This window comes from Bradyrhizobium sp. 62B (assembly GCF_030272265.2).
Lineage (GTDB): Bacteria > Pseudomonadota > Alphaproteobacteria > Rhizobiales > Xanthobacteraceae > Bradyrhizobium.
In genome coordinates this window covers 2,926,664-2,944,559 of record NZ_CP092841.2, presented here as the reverse complement: position 1 = coordinate 2,944,559, position 17,896 = coordinate 2,926,664, and the positions used below count along the sequence as shown (strand labels likewise).

13 protein-coding genes and 1 pseudogene are annotated in these 17,896 nt (G+C 64.0%); 4 read left to right on the top strand and 10 right to left on the bottom strand.

Annotated elements, in window-relative coordinates; all coding sequences use genetic code 11:
• Nucleotides 1-10: 10 nt before the first annotated feature.
• Genes rnz through ML401_RS13680 form a run of 4 tightly spaced genes read right to left on the bottom strand, consistent with a single transcriptional unit; the run spans nucleotide 11 to nucleotide 4,570 of the window.
• A complete protein-coding gene (gene rnz / locus ML401_RS13695; protein ID WP_285812231.1) occupies nucleotides 11-913 on the bottom strand; it encodes a ribonuclease Z in 903 nt (300 codons plus the stop codon).
• 28 nt (nucleotides 914-941) lie between these two features.
• Entirely contained in the window at nucleotides 942-1,925 is a 984-nt protein-coding gene (locus ML401_RS13690; RefSeq protein ID WP_285812230.1) for an antibiotic biosynthesis monooxygenase, read from the bottom strand.
• A 14-nt stretch (nucleotides 1,926-1,939) separates the two neighbouring features.
• Nucleotides 1,940-3,337, bottom strand: coding sequence for a guanine deaminase (gene guaD / locus ML401_RS13685; protein WP_285812229.1), 1,398 nt, complete (start codon nucleotides 3,335-3,337; stop codon nucleotides 1,940-1,942).
• 15 nt (nucleotides 3,338-3,352) lie between these two features.
• Nucleotides 3,353-4,570, bottom strand: coding sequence for a multidrug effflux MFS transporter (locus tag ML401_RS13680; RefSeq protein ID WP_285812228.1), 1,218 nt, complete (start codon nucleotides 4,568-4,570; stop codon nucleotides 3,353-3,355).
• Between the two features lie 424 nt (nucleotides 4,571-4,994).
• Here ML401_RS13680 and ML401_RS13675 point away from each other — a divergent pair, with 424 nt between their 5' ends.
• A complete protein-coding gene (locus tag ML401_RS13675; protein WP_285812675.1) occupies nucleotides 4,995-6,521 on the top strand; it encodes an amidase in 1,527 nt (508 codons plus the stop codon).
• A 124-nt stretch (nucleotides 6,522-6,645) separates the two neighbouring features.
• On the opposite strand, the gene ML401_RS13670 is transcribed toward ML401_RS13675, so the two are convergent.
• Nucleotides 6,646-7,551 (bottom strand): MBL fold metallo-hydrolase, encoded by a 906-nt coding sequence (locus tag ML401_RS13670; protein ID WP_285812227.1) that lies wholly within the window; start codon nucleotides 7,549-7,551, stop codon nucleotides 6,646-6,648.
• Nucleotides 7,552-7,665: 114 nt separating this feature from the next.
• Between ML401_RS13670 and ML401_RS13665 the strand changes: the two genes are divergently transcribed.
• Nucleotides 7,666-8,613, top strand: coding sequence for a LysR family transcriptional regulator (locus ML401_RS13665; RefSeq protein ID WP_285812226.1), 948 nt, complete (start codon nucleotides 7,666-7,668; stop codon nucleotides 8,611-8,613).
• Between the two features lie 62 nt (nucleotides 8,614-8,675).
• On the opposite strand, the gene ML401_RS13660 is transcribed toward ML401_RS13665, so the two are convergent.
• Nucleotides 8,676-9,278, bottom strand: a complete 603-nt coding sequence (locus ML401_RS13660) for a TetR/AcrR family transcriptional regulator (RefSeq protein WP_285812225.1) — start codon at nucleotides 9,276-9,278, stop codon at nucleotides 8,676-8,678.
• 199 nt (nucleotides 9,279-9,477) lie between these two features.
• On the opposite strand from ML401_RS13660, the gene ML401_RS13655 reads away from it, so the two are divergent.
• Both ML401_RS13655 and ML401_RS13650 read left to right on the top strand, forming a co-directional pair.
• Nucleotides 9,478-10,719, top strand: a complete 1,242-nt coding sequence (locus ML401_RS13655; protein ID WP_285812224.1) for an efflux RND transporter periplasmic adaptor subunit — start codon at nucleotides 9,478-9,480, stop codon at nucleotides 10,717-10,719.
• 175 nt (nucleotides 10,720-10,894) lie between these two features.
• A complete protein-coding gene (locus ML401_RS13650) occupies nucleotides 10,895-14,083 on the top strand; it encodes an efflux RND transporter permease subunit (RefSeq protein WP_285812223.1) in 3,189 nt (1,062 codons plus the stop codon).
• Here the strand turns inward: ML401_RS13650 and ML401_RS13645 are convergent.
• From ML401_RS13645 to ML401_RS13630, 4 genes and pseudogenes are all read right to left on the bottom strand, one after another.
• On the bottom strand, nucleotides 14,080-14,808 hold the full coding sequence (locus ML401_RS13645) for a sulfite exporter TauE/SafE family protein (RefSeq protein ID WP_211418130.1): 729 nt from the start codon (nucleotides 14,806-14,808) through the stop codon (nucleotides 14,080-14,082). The genes ML401_RS13650 and ML401_RS13645 overlap by 4 nt on opposite strands.
• Before the next feature lie 186 nt (nucleotides 14,809-14,994).
• Nucleotides 14,995-15,231, bottom strand: coding sequence for a hypothetical protein (locus ML401_RS13640; RefSeq protein WP_285812222.1), 237 nt, complete (start codon nucleotides 15,229-15,231; stop codon nucleotides 14,995-14,997).
• Between the two features lie 251 nt (nucleotides 15,232-15,482).
• Nucleotides 15,483-16,601 (bottom strand): helix-turn-helix transcriptional regulator, encoded by a 1,119-nt coding sequence (locus tag ML401_RS13635; protein WP_285812674.1) that lies wholly within the window; start codon nucleotides 16,599-16,601, stop codon nucleotides 15,483-15,485.
• Nucleotides 16,602-16,709: 108 nt separating this feature from the next.
• A pseudogene (locus tag ML401_RS13630) lies at nucleotides 16,710-17,824 on the bottom strand (helix-turn-helix transcriptional regulator).
• Nucleotides 17,825-17,896 lie beyond the last annotated feature (72 nt).

Below are 17,896 nucleotides of genomic sequence, written 5' to 3'. Positions count from 1 at the left end.
GCCGGGGTAACTAGATCTCGATATGATCGAAATCGGCGGCGATCCCGGTATTGGGAAAGATCCTCGCCGCCTCGGCCAAGATCTCATCGTCCTCGTACCGTCCCGACATGTGGGTCAGCACGAGCCGGCGGACGTTGCTGGCGGCCGCAAAGGCGGCCGCTTCCGCCGCGGTCAGATGGCCGTAATCCCGCGCGGTCGCGGCGTCGCGATCGAGGAAGGTCGCCTCGATCACCAGCAGATCGGCGTCAGCGACGTAGCCGGACAGCCCGTCGGTGGTCTCGGTGTCGCCGATCACCACGAGCTTCTTGCCGCCGCTGGGCGGGCCCAGAACCTCTTCCGGATCAATCGTTCGACCGTCGATCACGACCGGCCGTCCTGCAGCCAGTTCGCCGCGCATGGGACCATCCGGGACGCCAAGCGCCGCGAGGCGATCGGGCCGAAGGTGGCGACGCGATGGACTCTGGAACACGAAACCAAAACTGTCGGTGTCGCGGTGACGGACCGGAAAGCAGGCGATGGTGAAATCACCGGCGTCGAGGAATTGGCCCGCGGCCAAGGCTGCGAACTCCACTGGAAGCGGCGCCCTGCCCGCGCCCCAGATCCCTGCCAACATCTGGATGACGATCTCGAGCGTGGCTGGGCCACCATGAACGGTCATCACCTCGGCGCTCTGCCGCAAGCGCAGCGTCGAGAACAGGCCGGGGATGCCGAGCACGTGATCCAGATGCGCGTGCGTGAGCAGGATGCGTTCGAGCCGCCGGAAGCCGGCGCCACTGCGCAGCAGCTGGCGCTGCGTGCCCTCGCCGCAATCGACCAGCATGCGCTGACCGGCCGCCTCGACCAGCAAGGCCGGATGGTTGCGTTCCGCCGAGGGAACGCTCGCCGAAGTGCCGAGGAATGTCAGGGCAAACATGGTCGTCGCGTGCCAGCTGTGGACGGTCTCACCGCCCCCAATGCCACGCGAGCAGCAGCGCGTACAGACCCATCGACGCCGCATAGAGCGCGGCAAGCAGTGTGTAACCTGCGATCTGTCGACTGATAGCCGCCTTCGGCGCCACCCACCAGTCGAGTGCCCTGAAGGCGGCGGGCACCAGCCACCAGCCGAGCAACTGGGTGCTGACGAGATTTCCGACGAACAGCGACAGCCAGACCGGCACGCCGTGGCTGTCGATCAGCGGTGCGCTGATGAACGTGCCCCAGAGGTAGACCACGGGGTAAAGCACGAGAAGGACGATGAGGTTGCTCTTCCAGATGAAGCCCGGCCCTTGCTCCGGCGCCCGCTCCTTGCCGGCCGGGAACCAGAAATTGAAGCCGTAGCTCGCACGCTTGACGTTCAAGCCGGCGTTGAAGCGCTCGCCTTCCTTCAGCAGCGTCTGCCGCACGGGCGAGCCGAGCCATGCATCGAGGTTGGCATCAGAGTCGAACGACAGGATGACGATCCATTCCTCGTGCAGTCCCGGAATCGGCCGCTCGATCTTGTGGCGCAAAAATCCCTTGAACTCGGCCTCCGCGGCCTGGATGCGCTGCTGCCATTTGAGGAACGAATCTTCCAGCTCGGCCGGGACCCTGAAGGAGATCACCGCGGACACCGCGCTGTCGCGCTGAACGCCGGTATCGGGCAGGATGTGAACGTCCTCCGAGCCGACGAAATAGCGCTGCACCTCCGCAATCAGCTTCGCCCGCACCTCGCTCTGAAGCCAGGCGCGCGCCGCGGCGGGACTGGCAAAACGCAGGATCGTCACCCAATCGACGTGGGCCGGCGGCCGCGGCGGCACCACCTCCTGCCCCAGGAATCCGGGCCAGGCCTTGAGCGCCTCGCCGACCTCGCCGTTCCACCGCGCAAACGCGGCGAAGCCATCATCGGCGATGCGGCGCTGGATGACGAGGGCGACCGGCTGACCGGTGGTGTCTGACGATGCGCTCATGAGCTTGCCGCCGCTCAGCTCTTCTTGTAGAGGCGCTTGCCCATCACCCAGGTTTCGTCGACGCAGCGGTCGTCGCCGACCATCATGACGGCGAACAGCATGCTCGCGGCCTCGTCCATCGTGCGCGGGCCGGCGCCGTCGGCAATCAGCGACTGGTGCCAGGCTTGCGCGGCCTGCCCGCCGTTCGGATCGAGCGCGACGAAATCGGCTTCCTTGCCGGGCTCGAAATTACCAAGCTTGTCGTCGATGTAGAGGCCTTCGGCGCCGCCGAGCGTGATCGACCAGAAGCCGCGATAAGGCGAGAGCTTGTTGCGCTCGGCCTCGGCAAGATCCTTGCGCGTTGGATCGATGCTGCCGTCGAGCAGCGTGTTGTTGCACATGCCGACCTTGTAGGCGTCGTCGAGCACGGAAATCATCGAGAAGCGGTTGCCGCCGCCGACGTCGGTGCCGAACGACATCTTCACGCGGTGCTCCGGATCCGTGGCGCGGCCGAGGCGGAACAGGCCGCTGCCGAGGAACAGGTTCGAGCACGGGCAGAACACCACCGCGGCGCCCTTCTTCGACATGCGGCGGAATTCGTTGTTGGAGAGATAGACGCCATGGCCGCCGGAGAATTTCGGCCCGACCAGGTCGAACTTCTCGTAGACGCCGAGATAATCCTGGCAGTCCGGGTGCTCGACCAGCACGCCACTGCACTCGGCCGGATTCTCGGAGATGTGGGTGTTGACCCAGCAATCGGGATGCTCGTGCTTGAGCCGCTGGCACGCCTTGAGCAATTCCGGCGAGGCGCCGAAGGCAAAGCGCGGTGTGATGGCGTAGAGGTTGCGGCCCTTGTTGTGATATTCCGCGATCAGCCGCTTGCTGTCGCGATAGAAATTCTCAGGCGTATCGATGAAATCGGCCGGCGCGTTGCGATCGATGCCGGTGAGCCCCGCGATGACGCGCATGTTGCGGCGGGCGGCCTCCTCGAACAATTCCTCGGTCGAAACCGGCGAGGAGCTCGTGAAAGCCTGGCAGGTGGTGGTGCCGGACGCCAGCAGCGCGTCGAGGAAACGCTTCACGCCCTCGCGCGCATAGTTACGATCGCGGTATTTAAGCTCTTCCGGATAGACCCATTTCTGCAGCCAGGGCAGCAGCTGCTCGCCATAGGCCCCGAGCACGCGGGTCTGCGGCAGATGGATGTGACCGTCGATGAAGCCAGGGACGATGATGCGGTCCTTGATATGAGTGACCTGCACGCCCGGATGCGCAGCAGAGATCTTGTCATAAGGACCGAACGCCTTGATCACGCCATCCGTGACGATCATCAGGCCGTCCTGGTGAAAGCGCGCGGCGGCCTGCTCGTTGCCGACGTGCTTCCAGGGATCATCGACGAAATCAAAGAACGTGCCGCGAATACCGATGCTGGTCATGAATGGGTTCCTCCCTTAGGTCTGTGTGGCGTGGCGCACTGACGGCAGCGAGATCGCAAGCAGCGCGCCCGCAATTGCGCAGAGGCCGAGATAGAGCCATCCGATCGGCGCCTGCGTGGCTTCAGGCAACACCGCCGCGATCGCCATGGCGCCGCTGACGGCGAGGTAGCAGAGCGCGCTGATCAGGCCGCCGATCAGGCCGTGGTCGCGTTCGAACAGGCCGAGCGCCATGCCGTACATCATCGGGCACAGCACGCCGCAGCCGCCGAGCACCAGCGCGCCGCCGATCGTGATCGACACGAAGTCGAGACCGACCGTCATGCCTGTCGCGCTCAGCACCGCCGAACCGGCAAGAAACAGCGCGAAGGCGCCGAAGCCGAGGACGCGCGCCGGCATGAAGCGCGCGAAATGCGCGCAGCCGAGCTCGCCGGCGAGATTGACGCCGCCGAGGCCGAGCGCGACGAGGCCGTAGATCGCCGCCGAGTAGCCGAGACCGGTCTGATAGAAGAACGGCGCGACGACGCCGAAGGCGAGCTGCGCGCTGGCCGCCGCGGCAAAGACAAGGACGAAAGCCAGGAAGCCCGGACGCAGCAGCGCATCGCGCAGGATGCCGGCCGTGCGGCGCGGATCGAACGGTGCCCGCCGGTCAGCGGGCAGCGTCTCTGGGAGAAAGAATGCGACGATCCCGGCTACGATCGCCGCGGCGATGGCGATGATGACGAAGACGCCGCGCCATGAGGTCAGCTCGACGATGAAGCCGCCGGCCGCGGGCGCCAGCACAGGCGCAAGCCCCCAGGCCGCGCCAAGCAGACCGGAGATCGCCGTGAGCTCACGGCCGCGAAAGCAGTCGGCCGCGACGGCATAGGCGACGACGAGGCAGGTGCAGCCGCCGATGCCTTGCAGGAAGCGCAAGCCAAGCAGCAGCGAGGCGCTGGTGGCGAGCGCGCAGGCGATGCTCATCGCGACGAGTACCGACAGACCCGCGAGCAGAACTTTGCGGCGACCGAGCGTGTCGCAGGCGATGCCGACCGGCACCAGCGCGAGAGACATGCCGAGCATGTAGGCGGTGACGGTGTTCTGCATCGAGGCCGCGTCGGTGGCGAGATCCACCACCATCTGCGGCAGGCCGGGCGTATAGGCATCGAGCGGGATCTGGCTGAACGGCACGACGCACAGCAGGATCGGCACGATCCCGCTCCTGGCGCGACCGGCGTCCGAAGCGAGTGCAGTCATGAATTACGCCCCCTCGATTCCCGCGGGCCCGTCTTTTCGTGCGCGCAATGAGAGGCGACGATGCGGGTTGCGGACATTGACGCGCGCAACGTGCCAGAACTGTGTGTAGAAATTCTTAGGACGTACCGGCTGATGCACTGGCCGTCGCCCTCCAAAGTGAAAGTGCGAAAACAACCCCATGCAAAGTACAAATCGTTGGAGAATCTCGCTCGCGGGTAGCCCTCACTTTGCCAGCGCGCAGATTTGACACGTCGGGCAAAACAGGCGCACGGTTACATCATCAGCTCAGGATCAACTCGCCATTGAGCCGACCCATTAACCTGTCGGAAGGCATGAGCAACGGCGACCAACTCGCGGCCCATCCGCGTCGAAGTGCGCTCGATTCGGATGACAGAGCCCAAGCTGCGATACAACGGAGTTCATGATGCAGGAGGAATTGAACGCAGATGCCGGCGACTTGAGCTTTGGCTCGATCAATACATTGCTGAGCGCCCTGCACGCCGGCAAAATATCTGCGTCGGAACTGCTCGAACATACGATCACGCGCATCGAGGCGCTGGACGGACAGATCAATGCGATCATCGTTCGCGATTTCGATCGCGCGAGATCGGCTGCGCGCGCCGCCGATGCTGCGCTTGGCCGCGGCGAGCGGCTGCCGTTGCTCGGCATTCCCGTGACCTTGAAGGAGCCGTTCAACGTCGCCAGCCTGCCGACGACATGGGGCTTTCCGCATTTCAGGGATTTCAAGCCGGCGGAAGATGCTCTCATCGTCTCGCGCCTGAAGGCGGCGGGCGCCATCATCATCGGCAAGACCAACATCCCGATCGGCCTCAGGGATTTCCAGAGCTACAACGAGATTTACGGGACGACCAACAATCCGTGGGACCTCGGCCGCTCACCCGGCGGCTCCTCAGGCGGATGCGGAGCCGCCCTCGCGGCGGGCTTCGGTCCGCTCTCGATCGGCTCGGATATCGGCGGCTCGATCCGGGTGCCCGCGCATTTCTGCGGCGTGTTCGGACACAAGCCGAGCCTCGGCCTGGTGCCGCTGCGCGGCTACAGCCTGCCGCCGGCCCCGCCCGTTCCCGGTCAAGGCGATCTCGCCGTCGTCGGGCCGATGGCGCGCACCGCCTCCGACCTCGCGCTGTCGCTCGACGTGATTGCCGGTCCCGATGAGACGCGCGACGGGGTCGGCTATCGGCTTGCACTGCCTCCCGCGCGCCACGATCAGCTCGAGGATTTCAGGATTCTCGTGGTCGATACCCATCCACTGATGCCGACGAGCAATGCGGTGCGTTCTGCCATCGGGCGATTGGCCGAGCGGCTCGAACGAACCGGCGCGCGCGTTGCTCGTTCAAGCGCGGCCCTGCCCGATCTCGCCGAGTCCGCGCGGCTCTACATGAGGCTGTTGAACGGAGCGAGAAGTCCGCGCCTGACGGCGGCCGCGCTCGCCGAAGCGCAAGCAGCTGCCGCGACACTTTCGCCAGACGACCGCAGCCTGCAGGCCGAGCGCGCCCGCGGCTGGGGCATGAGCCACCGCGACTGGCTGGCGGCCGACGCGGCGCGGTTACAGCTGCAACAGAAGTGGTATCAGTTCTTCCGCGAGTTCGACGCGGTAATCTATCCGGCCGCGGCCGTGCCGGCCTTTCCGCAAGACCAGTCCGAGCCGTTCGACGCGCGGCAGCTCGACATCGACGGCAAGCTCTACAACTACGCCGATGCCTGCTTCATCTGGGCCGACCCGGCTTCGACCTGCGGACTGCCTGCAACCGCCATCCCGATCGAGCGCGCGCCGTCGGGCCTGCCGATCGGCGTCCAGATCATCGGGCCGTATCTGGAGGACCGCACGACGATCGCGCTCGCCGGTCTGATCGAACGCGAATTCGGCGGGTTCGTGGCGCCGCCGGGGCTGGCTGCAAGTAATCTGCGCGATGATCGAGGCCGGCAGCGTTGACAGCGGCGACCATGTCGTGCGGTCGCGACATGTCACGACGCGCCATCGACATTCAGCTCCGCCGGACTCAAGGCTGATGACCTAACCTCACGATCATGATGGGGTGACGTTCACTCAAAGGCTTTCAGTTGGAGCAGACTCTTTCGTTCGCTTTCCCGTTCGAAGGTGAAGCTTCCGGGCTCGACACCATGCTCCCACCCCAGCGGGTATAGCAAGCATCGCCGGTAAACAGCACCGGCCCCGTTGGGGTGCGGGCGAGATAGGAGAGATGGCCGGCCGTATGTCCGGGGGTCAGGATCGCAAACAGTGAACCATCGCCAAAGACATCGATCACGCCTTCCAGTTTCCCATCGGGGTCCTTCGTGAACTGAAACTCCTGGATTGCGGGTCTACCTTCAAAGAAGCGATCCTCCATCCCCTGAACGACGACGTTTTCGAACTTCTTCTCCTCAGCCTCACCAGGGCCTGTGTAGAACGGAACGTCTTTCGGAACGTCTGGCATTCCGGAGATATGATCGAAATGGAGATGGGTCATGAGGACGCCTTTGAGCGGGATCCCCTCCGATCTGATGGCGGACAATGCATCTTCCCGAACTTGAAGCTTATCCATTTTCGCAAAACTTCTCAGCACCCATGGCACACCGACGCTCTTGGGGTCCTCGGCAAACTGCTTTGAAACACCCGTATCGATCATGAAGAAGCCCTGCGTTGGGTGCCGCACGAGATGCGCATAGATCTGGATAGGTTCCTCGTGATCTGTGAGGCCCGCCTGAACGGCTTTCGGATCTTTCAAATTGATCAGTCCCGATAGATCGGCTTTCCAATCCGAACTCGCGACAGTCCTGACCGCGATCGGTCCCGGTTGATTGATCAGGGCCTCCATGGCCGACGAACTGATCGGTTTGCCGAGGCCGGCTGCGGCAGTTTGATGGGTGGTCTGCGACCAGCCGGGAAATGCAAAAAGAGCAGCACCGGATAGAGCAATGATGATAATTCCAGCAACAGCAAGGGATCGTGATCGACGGAGCATGATCGGTTTTCCTCATTTTCTGATCCCGCTTTTGCCCTGGACCGGGAGAATAGCAATCGTCTAACTTCCTATGCCGCCATACATAAATGGATGGCGCCCAGACCGAGCTGAGGAGTGAACGTGGACCTCCAATGGGATGATCTCCGGATCTTTCTCGCCGTTGCGGATGCCGGCAGCCTCAGCGGCGCCGCGCGACGCCTGAAGGTTAGCCAGCCCACTTTGAGCCGGAGGATCGCGGAGATGGAGTACGGGCTGGGCGAGCCGCTCTTCGTCCGCAAGAACCAGGGCATCTCCCTGACCAAGACTGGAAGAAGACTGCTGCCCGCCGCCGAGGGCATGGCGCAATGGGCGACGGAAGCCAATCGCTCACTCGACGCGAAGGACTCGCCCGTAAGCGGCCGCGTGCGGATCACGGCGGCACCGTCGTTTGCCTTTGATTTCCTGGCCCCGATCTCGGAGAGGCTCAAGAATAAGCATCCGAAGATCGCTCTCGAGGTCTTGGCCACCACCGAACGCCTGAATCTCTCGCGCGGCGAGGCGGATATCGCTCTCAGGAGATATCCGTCCGACGATTCTGACTTGGTCACAATTGATGAAGTTGTCGTGCCGATCGGGGTCTACGCGAGCAAGGATTACGCACGGAGGCTGCCCGCAAGGTACGATTTCCCAGACCTCGACTGGATCGCGTGGGCGGGAGAGCGCGAGATGCTGAGCCCAAATCCGGAGCTCGCGGCCAGGATCCCCGACTTTCGTCCCGCTTTCACATCCGACGACTACAGTGTCCAGGTCGCGGCCTGCCAGGCAGGTGTCGGCGCGATGATCCTTCTGAAGACCTCCCACCGGCTCAAGCGGCCGGGCGAGCTCGTGGAGCTCAAGCTCGAGCTTCCATCTTCGCTCCGCGCAGAACTCACGATCATCTGCCACAAGCGTATGGCAGATCTCCCGAAGGTCAGAATCGTCCTGGACCTGCTTAGGCAAGAGTTTGCCGAGCTGAGGAAAAACAAGGTCACGAAAAATTCTCGAACCGAGTCCACCGCAATCGCAAAGCGGGCCAAGGATTAAGAGGAAGGCTCGCCCAAACGCGCCGCTTGCCGCAAGTATTCTCGTCGAGACACGGCCATGACCTATCTGTTCCCCGACTGCGCCTCGACCGCCTGCACCGCGACATCAGCGACCTGTCGCAGCGCTTCACGATCGGCGCCGGAGGACGCCATCACGCCCATGCCGACCGACACCGCCGAAACATAGCGCGCGAGCGCCGCGGGATCGGCGCTGTCCTTGAGATCGCCTTCCGCCTTGGCGCGGACGAAGCGATCGCGGAGTTGGTCTTCATTCTGGGCGCGGCGGGCGGCGAGCTCGAAGGGGACGTTCTCGGACCCGGTGCCGCAGGCGATGCCGCCTTGCACGAGCAGGCAGCCGGGCGGATTGGCGGGATCGGTCTGCTTGTCGGCGATGCCCATCAGCATCCGCTCGGCGACGGCGCGCGCGGTGGGGGCCGCGACCACCTCGTCCATCCACGCGCCGCGCAATTTGCTGTAGCGATCGAGGGCGGCCTTGAGCAGGCCTTCCTTGTTGCCGAAGCAGGCATAGAGACTCGGGGGGTTGATGCCCATGGCCTCGGTGAGCTGGGCGATCGTGGCGCCCTCATAGCCATGGCGCCAAAACACTTCCATCGCCTGGTCCAACGCCGTTTCGGCGTCGAATTCGCGGGGGCGTCCCATGCGCATGTGCCTGTCTCCTCGGAATCGGCGGGCCTCGTGAGCCTAACGCCAGTCCCTATCTATTTGTTCTGACTTTCTTTTTCTTGTGTCTTCCAATCGTCGCGGTATCGGCGTACAATTTTCTTAGCGACTGATACATAAGTATCTTGCGCTGCGGTATCCAGCTCCACATCTGTAGTGAACACTACATATCTGGAGCGCGCAAATGCCCCCCTCCCAAGAAACATCTTCCGCCGGCCGTTTTCGCCGTCTTCTCGGCGGTGTCGCTATCGTCGGCGCCCTCGCCGCCGCCGGCTCGATTGCGACCGGTCACTACTTCCACGCCGCCCAAGCGACGGCAACGGCCGCCGCGGCCGAACAAGCCGTCCCCGTCACGGTCGCACTGATCGAACCCAAGCAGACCGCGCTGTGGGACGATTTTTCCGGTCGGCTTGAGGCAATCCAGCGGGTCGAGCTGCGCCCGCGGGTCGCCGGTGCGATCTTGTCGGCGAATTTCACCGAGGGCGCGCTGGTGAAGGCCGGCGACGTCCTGTTCAAGATCGACCCGGCGCCCTACGCGGCCGAGGTCGACAAGGCCAATGCCCAGCTCGAGGCGGCCAAGGCGCGCGTGGTGTTCACCACCAGCGAGGTCGAGCGCGGCGCGCAGCTCGTCGGCAACGCCGTCGTGACGCGGCGCGATTTCGATCAGCGCGAGAACGCCAACCGCGAAGCGATCGCCAACGTGAAGGCGGCCGAGGCAACGCTGCAGACCGCAAAGCTCAATCTCGACTACACCGAGGTGCGCGCGCCCGTGGACGGCCGCGTCGGCAAGATCGAGGTCACCGTCGGCAACCTCGTCGCCGCGGGCACCGCCTCCCCGGTGCTGACCTCGCTGGTCTCGGTCAATCCGATCTACGCCTCGTTCGATGCGGATGAAGAGATCGTGTTGCGCGCGCTGAATTCGATTGCGGACAGCTCCGGCCAGCGCGGCAAGCTCGACCAGATTCCGGTGGAGATGACGACCTCCGGCGGTCTGGCGGCGAAAGGCCATATCCAGCTCATCGACAACCAGGTCAACGGCCAGAGCGGCACGATCCGTGTCCGCGCGGTGTTCCAGAACGACGACGGGCGTCTCATCCCCGGCCAGTTCGCCCGCGTGCGCATGGGCCAGCCGAAGCAGCAGACGCTGGTGATGATCGACGAGCGCGCGATCGGCACCGACCAGGACAAGAAGTTCGTGATGGCGGTCGGCGACGACAGCCGCGCGGTGTACCGGCCGATCACGCTAGGTGGCGCCGTCGACGGATTGCGCGTCGTCACCGAGGGCCTGAAGCCCGGTGATCGCATCGTCGTCAACGGCCTGCAGCGCGTGCGGCCCGGTGCGCTGCTCAAGACCGAGGTGGCGGCAATGGGTGCGCGGGGGCAGCAAGCTTCCAATCACAGCAACCAGGACGTGGTGCAACGCTGACGTCATCCGGGCGCACGCAAGCGCGAACTACGGTGCGCAATTGCGCACCTGAGAATCTAGAAATTACAAAGCTCCGATCACCTCACCTCTTGATTCCGGGTTCGCGCGTGCTACGCGCCCCGGAATGAAGGGGGAGTTGCCGGAGAACCGCACGATATTGCCCAGGGGCAAGGCCATGAATCTCTCAAAATTCTTCATCGATCGTCCGATCTTCGCCGGCGTGCTGTCGGTCGTGATCTTCCTTGCCGGCCTGATTTCGCTGTTCGCGATGCCGATCTCGGAATATCCCGATGTCGTGCCGCCCTCCGTCGTGGTGCGCGCGACCTATCCCGGCGCCAACCCCAAGGTGATCGCGGAAACGGTGGCGACGCCGATCGAGGAGCAGATCAACGGCGTCGAGAACATGCTGTACATGTCGAGCCAAGCGACCACCGACGGCGCGATGACGCTGACGGTGACGTTCCGCCTCGGCACCGACCCCGACAAGGCGACGCAGCTGGTGCAGAACCGCGTGCAGCAGGCCGAGCCGCGCCTGCCGGCCGTGGTGCGCCAGCTCGGCATCATCACCAAGAAGTCCTCGCCCGACCTCACCATGGTGGTGCACCTGTTGTCGCCGAACGGCCGCTACGACATGACGTATTTGCGCAACTACGCCGTGCTCAACGTCAAGGACCGGCTGGCGCGGATCGACGGCGTCGGCGACGTCCAGCTCTATGGCGCCGGCGACTATTCGATGCGGGTCTGGGTCGATCCGCAAAAGGCCGCCGAGCACGGGCTGACCGCGAGCGATATCGTGAGGGCGATCCAGGCGCAGAACGTCGAGGCCGCCGCCGGCGTGGTGGGCTCCTCCCCGAACGTGAAGGGCATCGATCTCCAGCTCTCGGTCAACGCGGAAGGCCGGCTCGCCAACGAGGACCAGTTCGGGGACATCGTGGTCAAGACAGGCACACGCGGCGAAGTCGTACGGCTGCGAGATGTCGCGCGCATCGAGCTCGGGGCCTCCGAATACGGGCTGCGCTCGCTGCTCGACAACAAGCAGGCAGTGGCAATCCCGATCTTCCAGGCGCCCGGCTCCAACGCGCTGCAGATCTCCGACAACGTCCGCGCCACCATGGCCGAGATCAAGAAGAACATGCCCGAGGGCGTGTCCTACCAGATCGTCTACGACCCCACGCAGTTCGTGCGCTCGTCGATCGAAGCGGTGATCCACACGCTGCTGGAAGCGATCGCGCTGGTGGTGCTGGTCGTGATCCTGTTCCTGCAGACCTGGCGCGCCTCGATCATCCCGCTGCTGGCTGTGCCGGTGTCGATCGTCGGCACATTTGCCGTGATGCATGTGTTCGGCTTCTCCATCAACGCGCTCAGCCTGTTCGGCCTCGTGCTCGCGATCGGCATCGTCGTCGACGACGCCATCGTCGTGGTCGAGAATGTCGAGCGTAACATCGAAGCCGGGCTGTCGCCGCGCGATGCCACGTATCAGGCGATGCGCGAGGTCTCGGGGCCGATCATCGCCATCGCCATGGTGCTGATCGCAGTGTTCGTGCCGCTCGCCTTCATCTCCGGCCTCACCGGGCAGTTCTACAAGCAGTTCGCGTTGACGATCGCGATCTCGACCGTGATCTCCGCCGTCAATTCGCTGACGCTGTCGCCGGCGCTGTCGGCGCTGCTGCTCAAGGGCCACAACGAGCCGAAGGACCGGCTGACGTTGATCATGGAGAAGGGCCTCGGCTGGTTCTTCCGCGGCTTCAACAAGGCCTTCACACGCTCCTCGGGGAATTACAGCGGCACCGTCACCAAGGTGATCTCGGGCAAAGCCGCCGTGATGGGCCTCTATGTCCTGCTGGTCGGAATGACAGCTCTGTTGTTCCAGCAGGTGCCGAGCGGCTTCGTGCCCGGCCAGGACAAGCAATATCTCGTCGGCTTCGCCCGCCTGCCCGACGGCGCGACCCTCGACCGCAGCGAAGAGGTGATCCGCAAGATGAGCGACATCGCGCTGACCCAGCCCGGTGTCGAGAGCTCGGTGGCCTTCCCCGGCCTGTCGATCTCCGGCTTCACCAACTCGTCCAATGCCGGCATCGTGTTCTCGACGCTCAAACCGTTCGACGAGCGCAAGGATGCGGCCCTGAGCGGCAATGCGATCGCGGCCGAACTGAACAAGAAATATGCCGGTATCCAGGAAGCCTTCATCGCCATGTTCCCGCCGCCGCCGGTCAACGGCCTCGGCACCATCGGCGGCTTCAAGCTGCAGATCGAGGACCGCGCCGGCCTCGGCTATGACGCGCTGAACGAAGCGACCAAGGCGTTCATGACGGCGATGCAGAAGGCGCCGGAGATCGCCGGCGTGTTCTCGAGCTTCCAGGTCAACGTGCCCCAGCTGTTCGCCGACATCGACCGCACCAAGGCACTGCAGCTCGGCGTGCCCGTGACGGAGGTCTTCAACACGCTGCAGATCTACCTCGGCTCTTACTACGTCAACGACTTCAACAAATTCGGACGCACCTATTCCGTCCGCGTGCAGGCTGACGCGCCGTTCCGCGCGCGTGCCGACGACATCAGGCAGTTGAAGGTGCGCTCGTCCTCGGGAGACATGGTGCCGTTGTCGGCCCTGCTCAAGATCCGCCAGAGCGCGGGGCCGGAGCGCGCGATCCGCTACAACGGATTCCTGTCGTCCGACATCAACGCGGCGGCTGCGCCCGGCTTCTCCTCGGGCCAGGCGCAGGAAGCCGCGACGCGGATCGCGGCGGAAGTGCTGCCGCAGGGCTTTGCCTTCGAATGGACCGACCTGACCTATCAGGAGTTCATCGCTGGCAATTCCGGCCTCTGGGTGTTCCCGCTGGCGATCCTCTTGGTGTTCCTGGTGCTGGCCGCGCTCTATGAGAGCCTGACGCTGCCGCTCTCGATCATCATGATCGTGCCGATGGGTCTTCTGGCTGCCATGTTCGGCGTGTGGATCTCCAAGGGCGACAACAACGTCTTCACCCAGATCGGCTTGATCGTGCTCGTGGGCCTCTCGGCCAAGAATGCGATCCTGATCGTCGAATTCGCGCGCGAGCTCGAATTCGCCGGGCGGACGCCGATCCGGGCCGCGATCGAGGCGAGCCGCTTGCGGCTTCGCCCGATCCTGATGACGTCGATGGCCTTCATCATGGGCGTGCTGCCCTTGGTGCTCTCGACCGGCGCCGGCTCGGAGATGCGGCGGGCCATGGGCGTTGCCGTGTTCTCCGGCATGATCGGCGTCACCGTGTTCGGCTTGTTCCTGACGCCGGTGTTCTATGTGCTGCTGCGGACCATCACCGGCAACAAGCCGCTGGTGCATCACGGCAGCGACATCAGCGCTGCGCCGGTTCAGACGGCGGGTCACTAAACCAGCGAAACTCCTGATATCAGCAACAGAACGAGCACGGTCTTGCGAAAGACCGTCTCGTTGACGCGATGGAAGGCGATCACGCCGAGCGCCGAGCCGGCAAACAGCGCCGGCAGACTGATGGCGAGATCGACGAAGACCTTTGACGACAGGTCCTGGTGCCCGACCAGCAGTGCGATGGCAAAGACCTGCATCGCCGCAATGAACGGCTGCACCAGGCCGCGTTGCTCGCTCTTGGGCATGCCGCGCATGTCGCACCATATCGTCGGGATCGCACCGGGCATCGCCGTGAGGCCACCGACCAGCCCTCCCCCGAAGCCGATCAGCGCGACCCAGTGCCGACCGACGGCCTCACCGGCCGTCACCAGCGTCGGCCGCAGCAGCATGTAGGCGGCATAGAGCGAAACGATGACGCCGAATCCGCGCCTGAGCAGATGCGTGTCCGTGCTCTGCAGCAGCGACACTGCTATGGGAACGCCAATCAATCCGCCGACGATCAGCATCAGGCTGCCCTCCCAGCGGATGTTGCGCCGGAGCGCCCACAGATTGGTCGCCTGCACGCCGATGCTGCACGCCATCATCAGCGGCACGGCTTCGAGCGGCTGAAACACCCGCAGCAGGATCGCGCCGGCGACCGCCGAGAACGCGAAGCCGGAGAGTCCCGAAACGAAGGCCCCCGCGAATACGGCAACGCTCAACAGAATCAGAGTCGTGACATCAGGCACGGACCGTCCTCCGGTCAGTCGGTTGGAATCTGCGAAGCCTCGGCATCCAGCCCCTCGGAGCAGACGGCCGTCTCGTGCGGAAACGGCGTTTGCATTGCGTGGGCGCGGGACCGCTCCAGGATTGCGAGACCGATCAGTTGAAGAGCGACGAGCGCCGCGGTCAGAACGACCGCGACGATGTTGAAATTACGCGCGCTCGAAGGCCGGCTGGCCGGCGGGGCGCCCGCGCGCATCAGATCCGTGGGCATTTCCTGAAATATCCTCTTCCCTGCTGACCGGAATGACGTCGTTCAAGAGCAATGGTTGGTCCGGCTGAGCCAGCAAATGGTGATAGCGCTGCAACGCGCGCCGCGCGTCGATCTTGCGCTGCTCGTGAAATACAGCACCGACGCGAGCTAAGATGTCTCGGAACTTGTCGGCCATAACAAGTGACGTCCTTCGCATGACGATCTCCTCTCAACCTGCGCGAGAGAATGACGGGATTCACTCCAGCCTGCTGTGAGTTGCTTCACAGAAGCATCCGATGGGTCGAACAAGAACTCGTGTGATGCCTCTCTAGAAGAGGACAAAAAAAATCGCGTCATTCGATCGTATGACGCGCGATAACTTTCTAATGATGTTGCTGTTTGAACCCAGCGCGAGCTGCAGCGATCAGTCAGCGGCGCGGCTGCGCGTCAGTGCAGAAGCGGATTGGAAAATCCGGCCGCAAGCTTGACGAGATCGGCCTGGCGGGACACGCCGGTCTTGGCGAAGACCCGATGCAGGTGTGTCTTCACCGTCGTCTCGGCAATTCCCAGCGCCGCCGCGGTCTCCGGCACACCGCCGACCTCGACGATCGACTGCAGAACTCTCAGTTCCGCAGGCGTCAACTCGAACGTGCGGTCGATCAGGCCGGCACATGAGCGGCTGTCGAGTTCCGCTTTCCAGACGAGCAAGGCTCCGACCGCCGACGTCCGCTCCGTCGCGCCATCGCGCAGCAGCGACGGCAGCGCGATCACATGAGCGACGTAGTACGACCCGTCATGCGACGTCAGGGGGATTTTTCGGCCCTCGGCCGCCGCCACCGCAACCTCTCCCGGATCGCGGAAGATATTGCGCAGGGCCCGGTTTGCATCGGGCGATCTCGTCACCAGCCGGCCGGATATGGAGCGCAGGACATCGTCGGTCGCCAGGATCGTCTCCGCGGCCGGATTGCTGTGGACGATCCGACAGGCCGCATCGAGCAGGACGACGCCGGCATTCAGGCGATCCACGACGTCGGCCAGCGCGGTCGCGCGTTGCTGTTTCCGCTCGATCGCGCGGTTGATCAGCAGCGCCCGGCTCGCATGCGGGACCAGCGACTGCATGCGCGCGCGTTGCCCGGCGTCGAGCATCTCCCGGCCCGGGATGACGGTCATCAACATCGGACACGGCGACTTCGATTGCTCGAGCACCACGTTGGCGACGTCGACGCAGCCCTGGGGGCGCAGCCATTCCTGATAGAAGCGCCCGCGGCGGTACTCGTCGAAATTCACGAGGTCCGGAATGTTGCGCACCTCGCCGTACTGGGGCAGCCGGGCGAGCGGATCGTATTGCGAATAGGTTTCGGAATAGAGCTGGATGTAGTGCGGATCGACCCCGCAATAATAATGGGTCGCACCTGATTTGCTGACCGTATCCTTCGAGATCAGGCCGCAGGCCTGGCTGCCGACGAACGCATTGAGCATGACGACGACCTCGCCCCACAACTCAGGGTGGAGCCCTGCATCATAGATGCTCTCGATCAGCTCGGCGTGATTGGGAACTCGGGACATCCGAACAGCCATGGTCAAACGCGATTGCGGAAATGTTCTACACGCCCGGAGGCTATGGTGAGTCTGTCCCGGCGACAAAAGGTTCAACGCCCATTCCGGTCGTGCCGGTCAATTGACGAGCGGATTGGCAAACCCTGCCGCGAGCTTGACGAGATCGGCCTGCCTGTTGACGCCGGTCTTGGCGAAGACGCGGTGCAGATGCGTCTTCACCGTGCTTTCCGCGATGCCAGCGCGGTCGCCGTCTCCGGAACGCCGCCGATGTCGACGATCGACAGCAGCACGCGGAGCTCTGTCGGCGTCAGGTCGAAGGTCCGTCCGATCAATTCGCCCCAGGATTGTCCGTCGAGCGACACCTTGCGCAGCAGCAGCGCGCCGGCGGCATCGACGACGCGCTCGCTGCCGTTGCGCAGCACGGAGGACAACGGCAGCACATGAGCGACATAGCGCTCGCCCGTAGACGATAGCAGCGGCATGGCATGGCCGCGAGCGGCAAGCAGCGTGGCATTGCGGCCCGAAAATGTCTCGCGGAACTTCTGATTGGCTTCGGTGCTGCTGGTCACGAGCTGTCCGGCGATGGTGCGCACCACGTCGTCGGCTGCAAGCAAGGCGTGACCGGCCGAATTCGCGTGCACCACGCGGCAGAAGGCGTCGAGCAGGAAGATCCCGGCCGTCAGATTGTCGAGGACATCAGCCAGTGCCGTCGCCAGCGTGAGTTGCGCGGTCATGGTGCGGTTGATCAGGAGCGCGCGGCTGGCGTGCGGCACGAGGAGCGAGAGGCGATGCTTCATGCCGGGATCGACCATGCGGCGGCCCGACAGCACGGTCATCATCACGGGGCAGCTCGCATTCGACATCTCGAGCACGACGTTGGCCGCATCGCTGCAGCCCTGCGGCTGCATCCATTCCTGGTAAAAACGCCCCTTGCGATATTCTTCGAATTCGACGAGGTCCGGAACACTCACAACCTTGCCTTGTGGCGGCAAGACCGTGAGCGGATCGAACTTCGCATGCGTGTCGGCATAGAGCTGGATGAAATGCGGGTCCGCCCCGCAATAATAGTGAGTGACGCCGGATTTGCTGATCGAATCCTTCGAAAACAATCCACAGGCCTGGCCGCCGACGAAATCGCGCACGCCGGCGACGACGTTGTTCCAGAGCGTGGGATCGAGCCCGGCATCGTAGATGGATTCGACGAGGTCTGGCAGCTTCTGCGGTCCGGGCATGGCTCGAAATGGCACTGGAATGATCAATGCGGCGAGATTAACACAGCTGACGCATGCGACATCCTCCGATCG

Bases quoted from the DNA above. Each gene is read 5' to 3' on its own strand.
- rnz (WP_285812231.1), bottom strand. From the start codon at position 913: ATGTTTGCCCTGACATTCCTCGGCACTTCGGCGAGCGTTCCCTCGGCG.
- ML401_RS13690 (WP_285812230.1), bottom strand. From the start codon at position 1,925: ATGAGCGCATCGTCAGACACCACCGGTCAGCCGGTCGCCCTCGTCATC.
- guaD (WP_285812229.1), bottom strand. From the start codon at position 3,337: ATGACCAGCATCGGTATTCGCGGCACGTTCTTTGATTTCGTCGATGAT.
- ML401_RS13680 (WP_285812228.1), bottom strand. From the start codon at position 4,570: ATGACTGCACTCGCTTCGGACGCCGGTCGCGCCAGGAGCGGGATCGTG.
- ML401_RS13675 (WP_285812675.1), top strand. From the start codon at position 4,995: ATGCAGGAGGAATTGAACGCAGATGCCGGCGACTTGAGCTTTGGCTCG.
- ML401_RS13670 (WP_285812227.1), bottom strand. From the start codon at position 7,551: ATGCTCCGTCGATCACGATCCCTTGCTGTTGCTGGAATTATCATCATT.
- ML401_RS13660 (WP_285812225.1), bottom strand. From the start codon at position 9,278: ATGCGCATGGGACGCCCCCGCGAATTCGACGCCGAAACGGCGTTGGAC.
- ML401_RS13655 (WP_285812224.1), top strand. From the start codon at position 9,478: ATGCCCCCCTCCCAAGAAACATCTTCCGCCGGCCGTTTTCGCCGTCTT.
- ML401_RS13650 (WP_285812223.1), top strand. From the start codon at position 10,895: ATGAATCTCTCAAAATTCTTCATCGATCGTCCGATCTTCGCCGGCGTG.
- ML401_RS13640 (WP_285812222.1), bottom strand. From the start codon at position 15,231: ATGGCCGACAAGTTCCGAGACATCTTAGCTCGCGTCGGTGCTGTATTT.
- ML401_RS13635 (WP_285812674.1), bottom strand. From the start codon at position 16,601: ATGTCCCGAGTTCCCAATCACGCCGAGCTGATCGAGAGCATCTATGAT.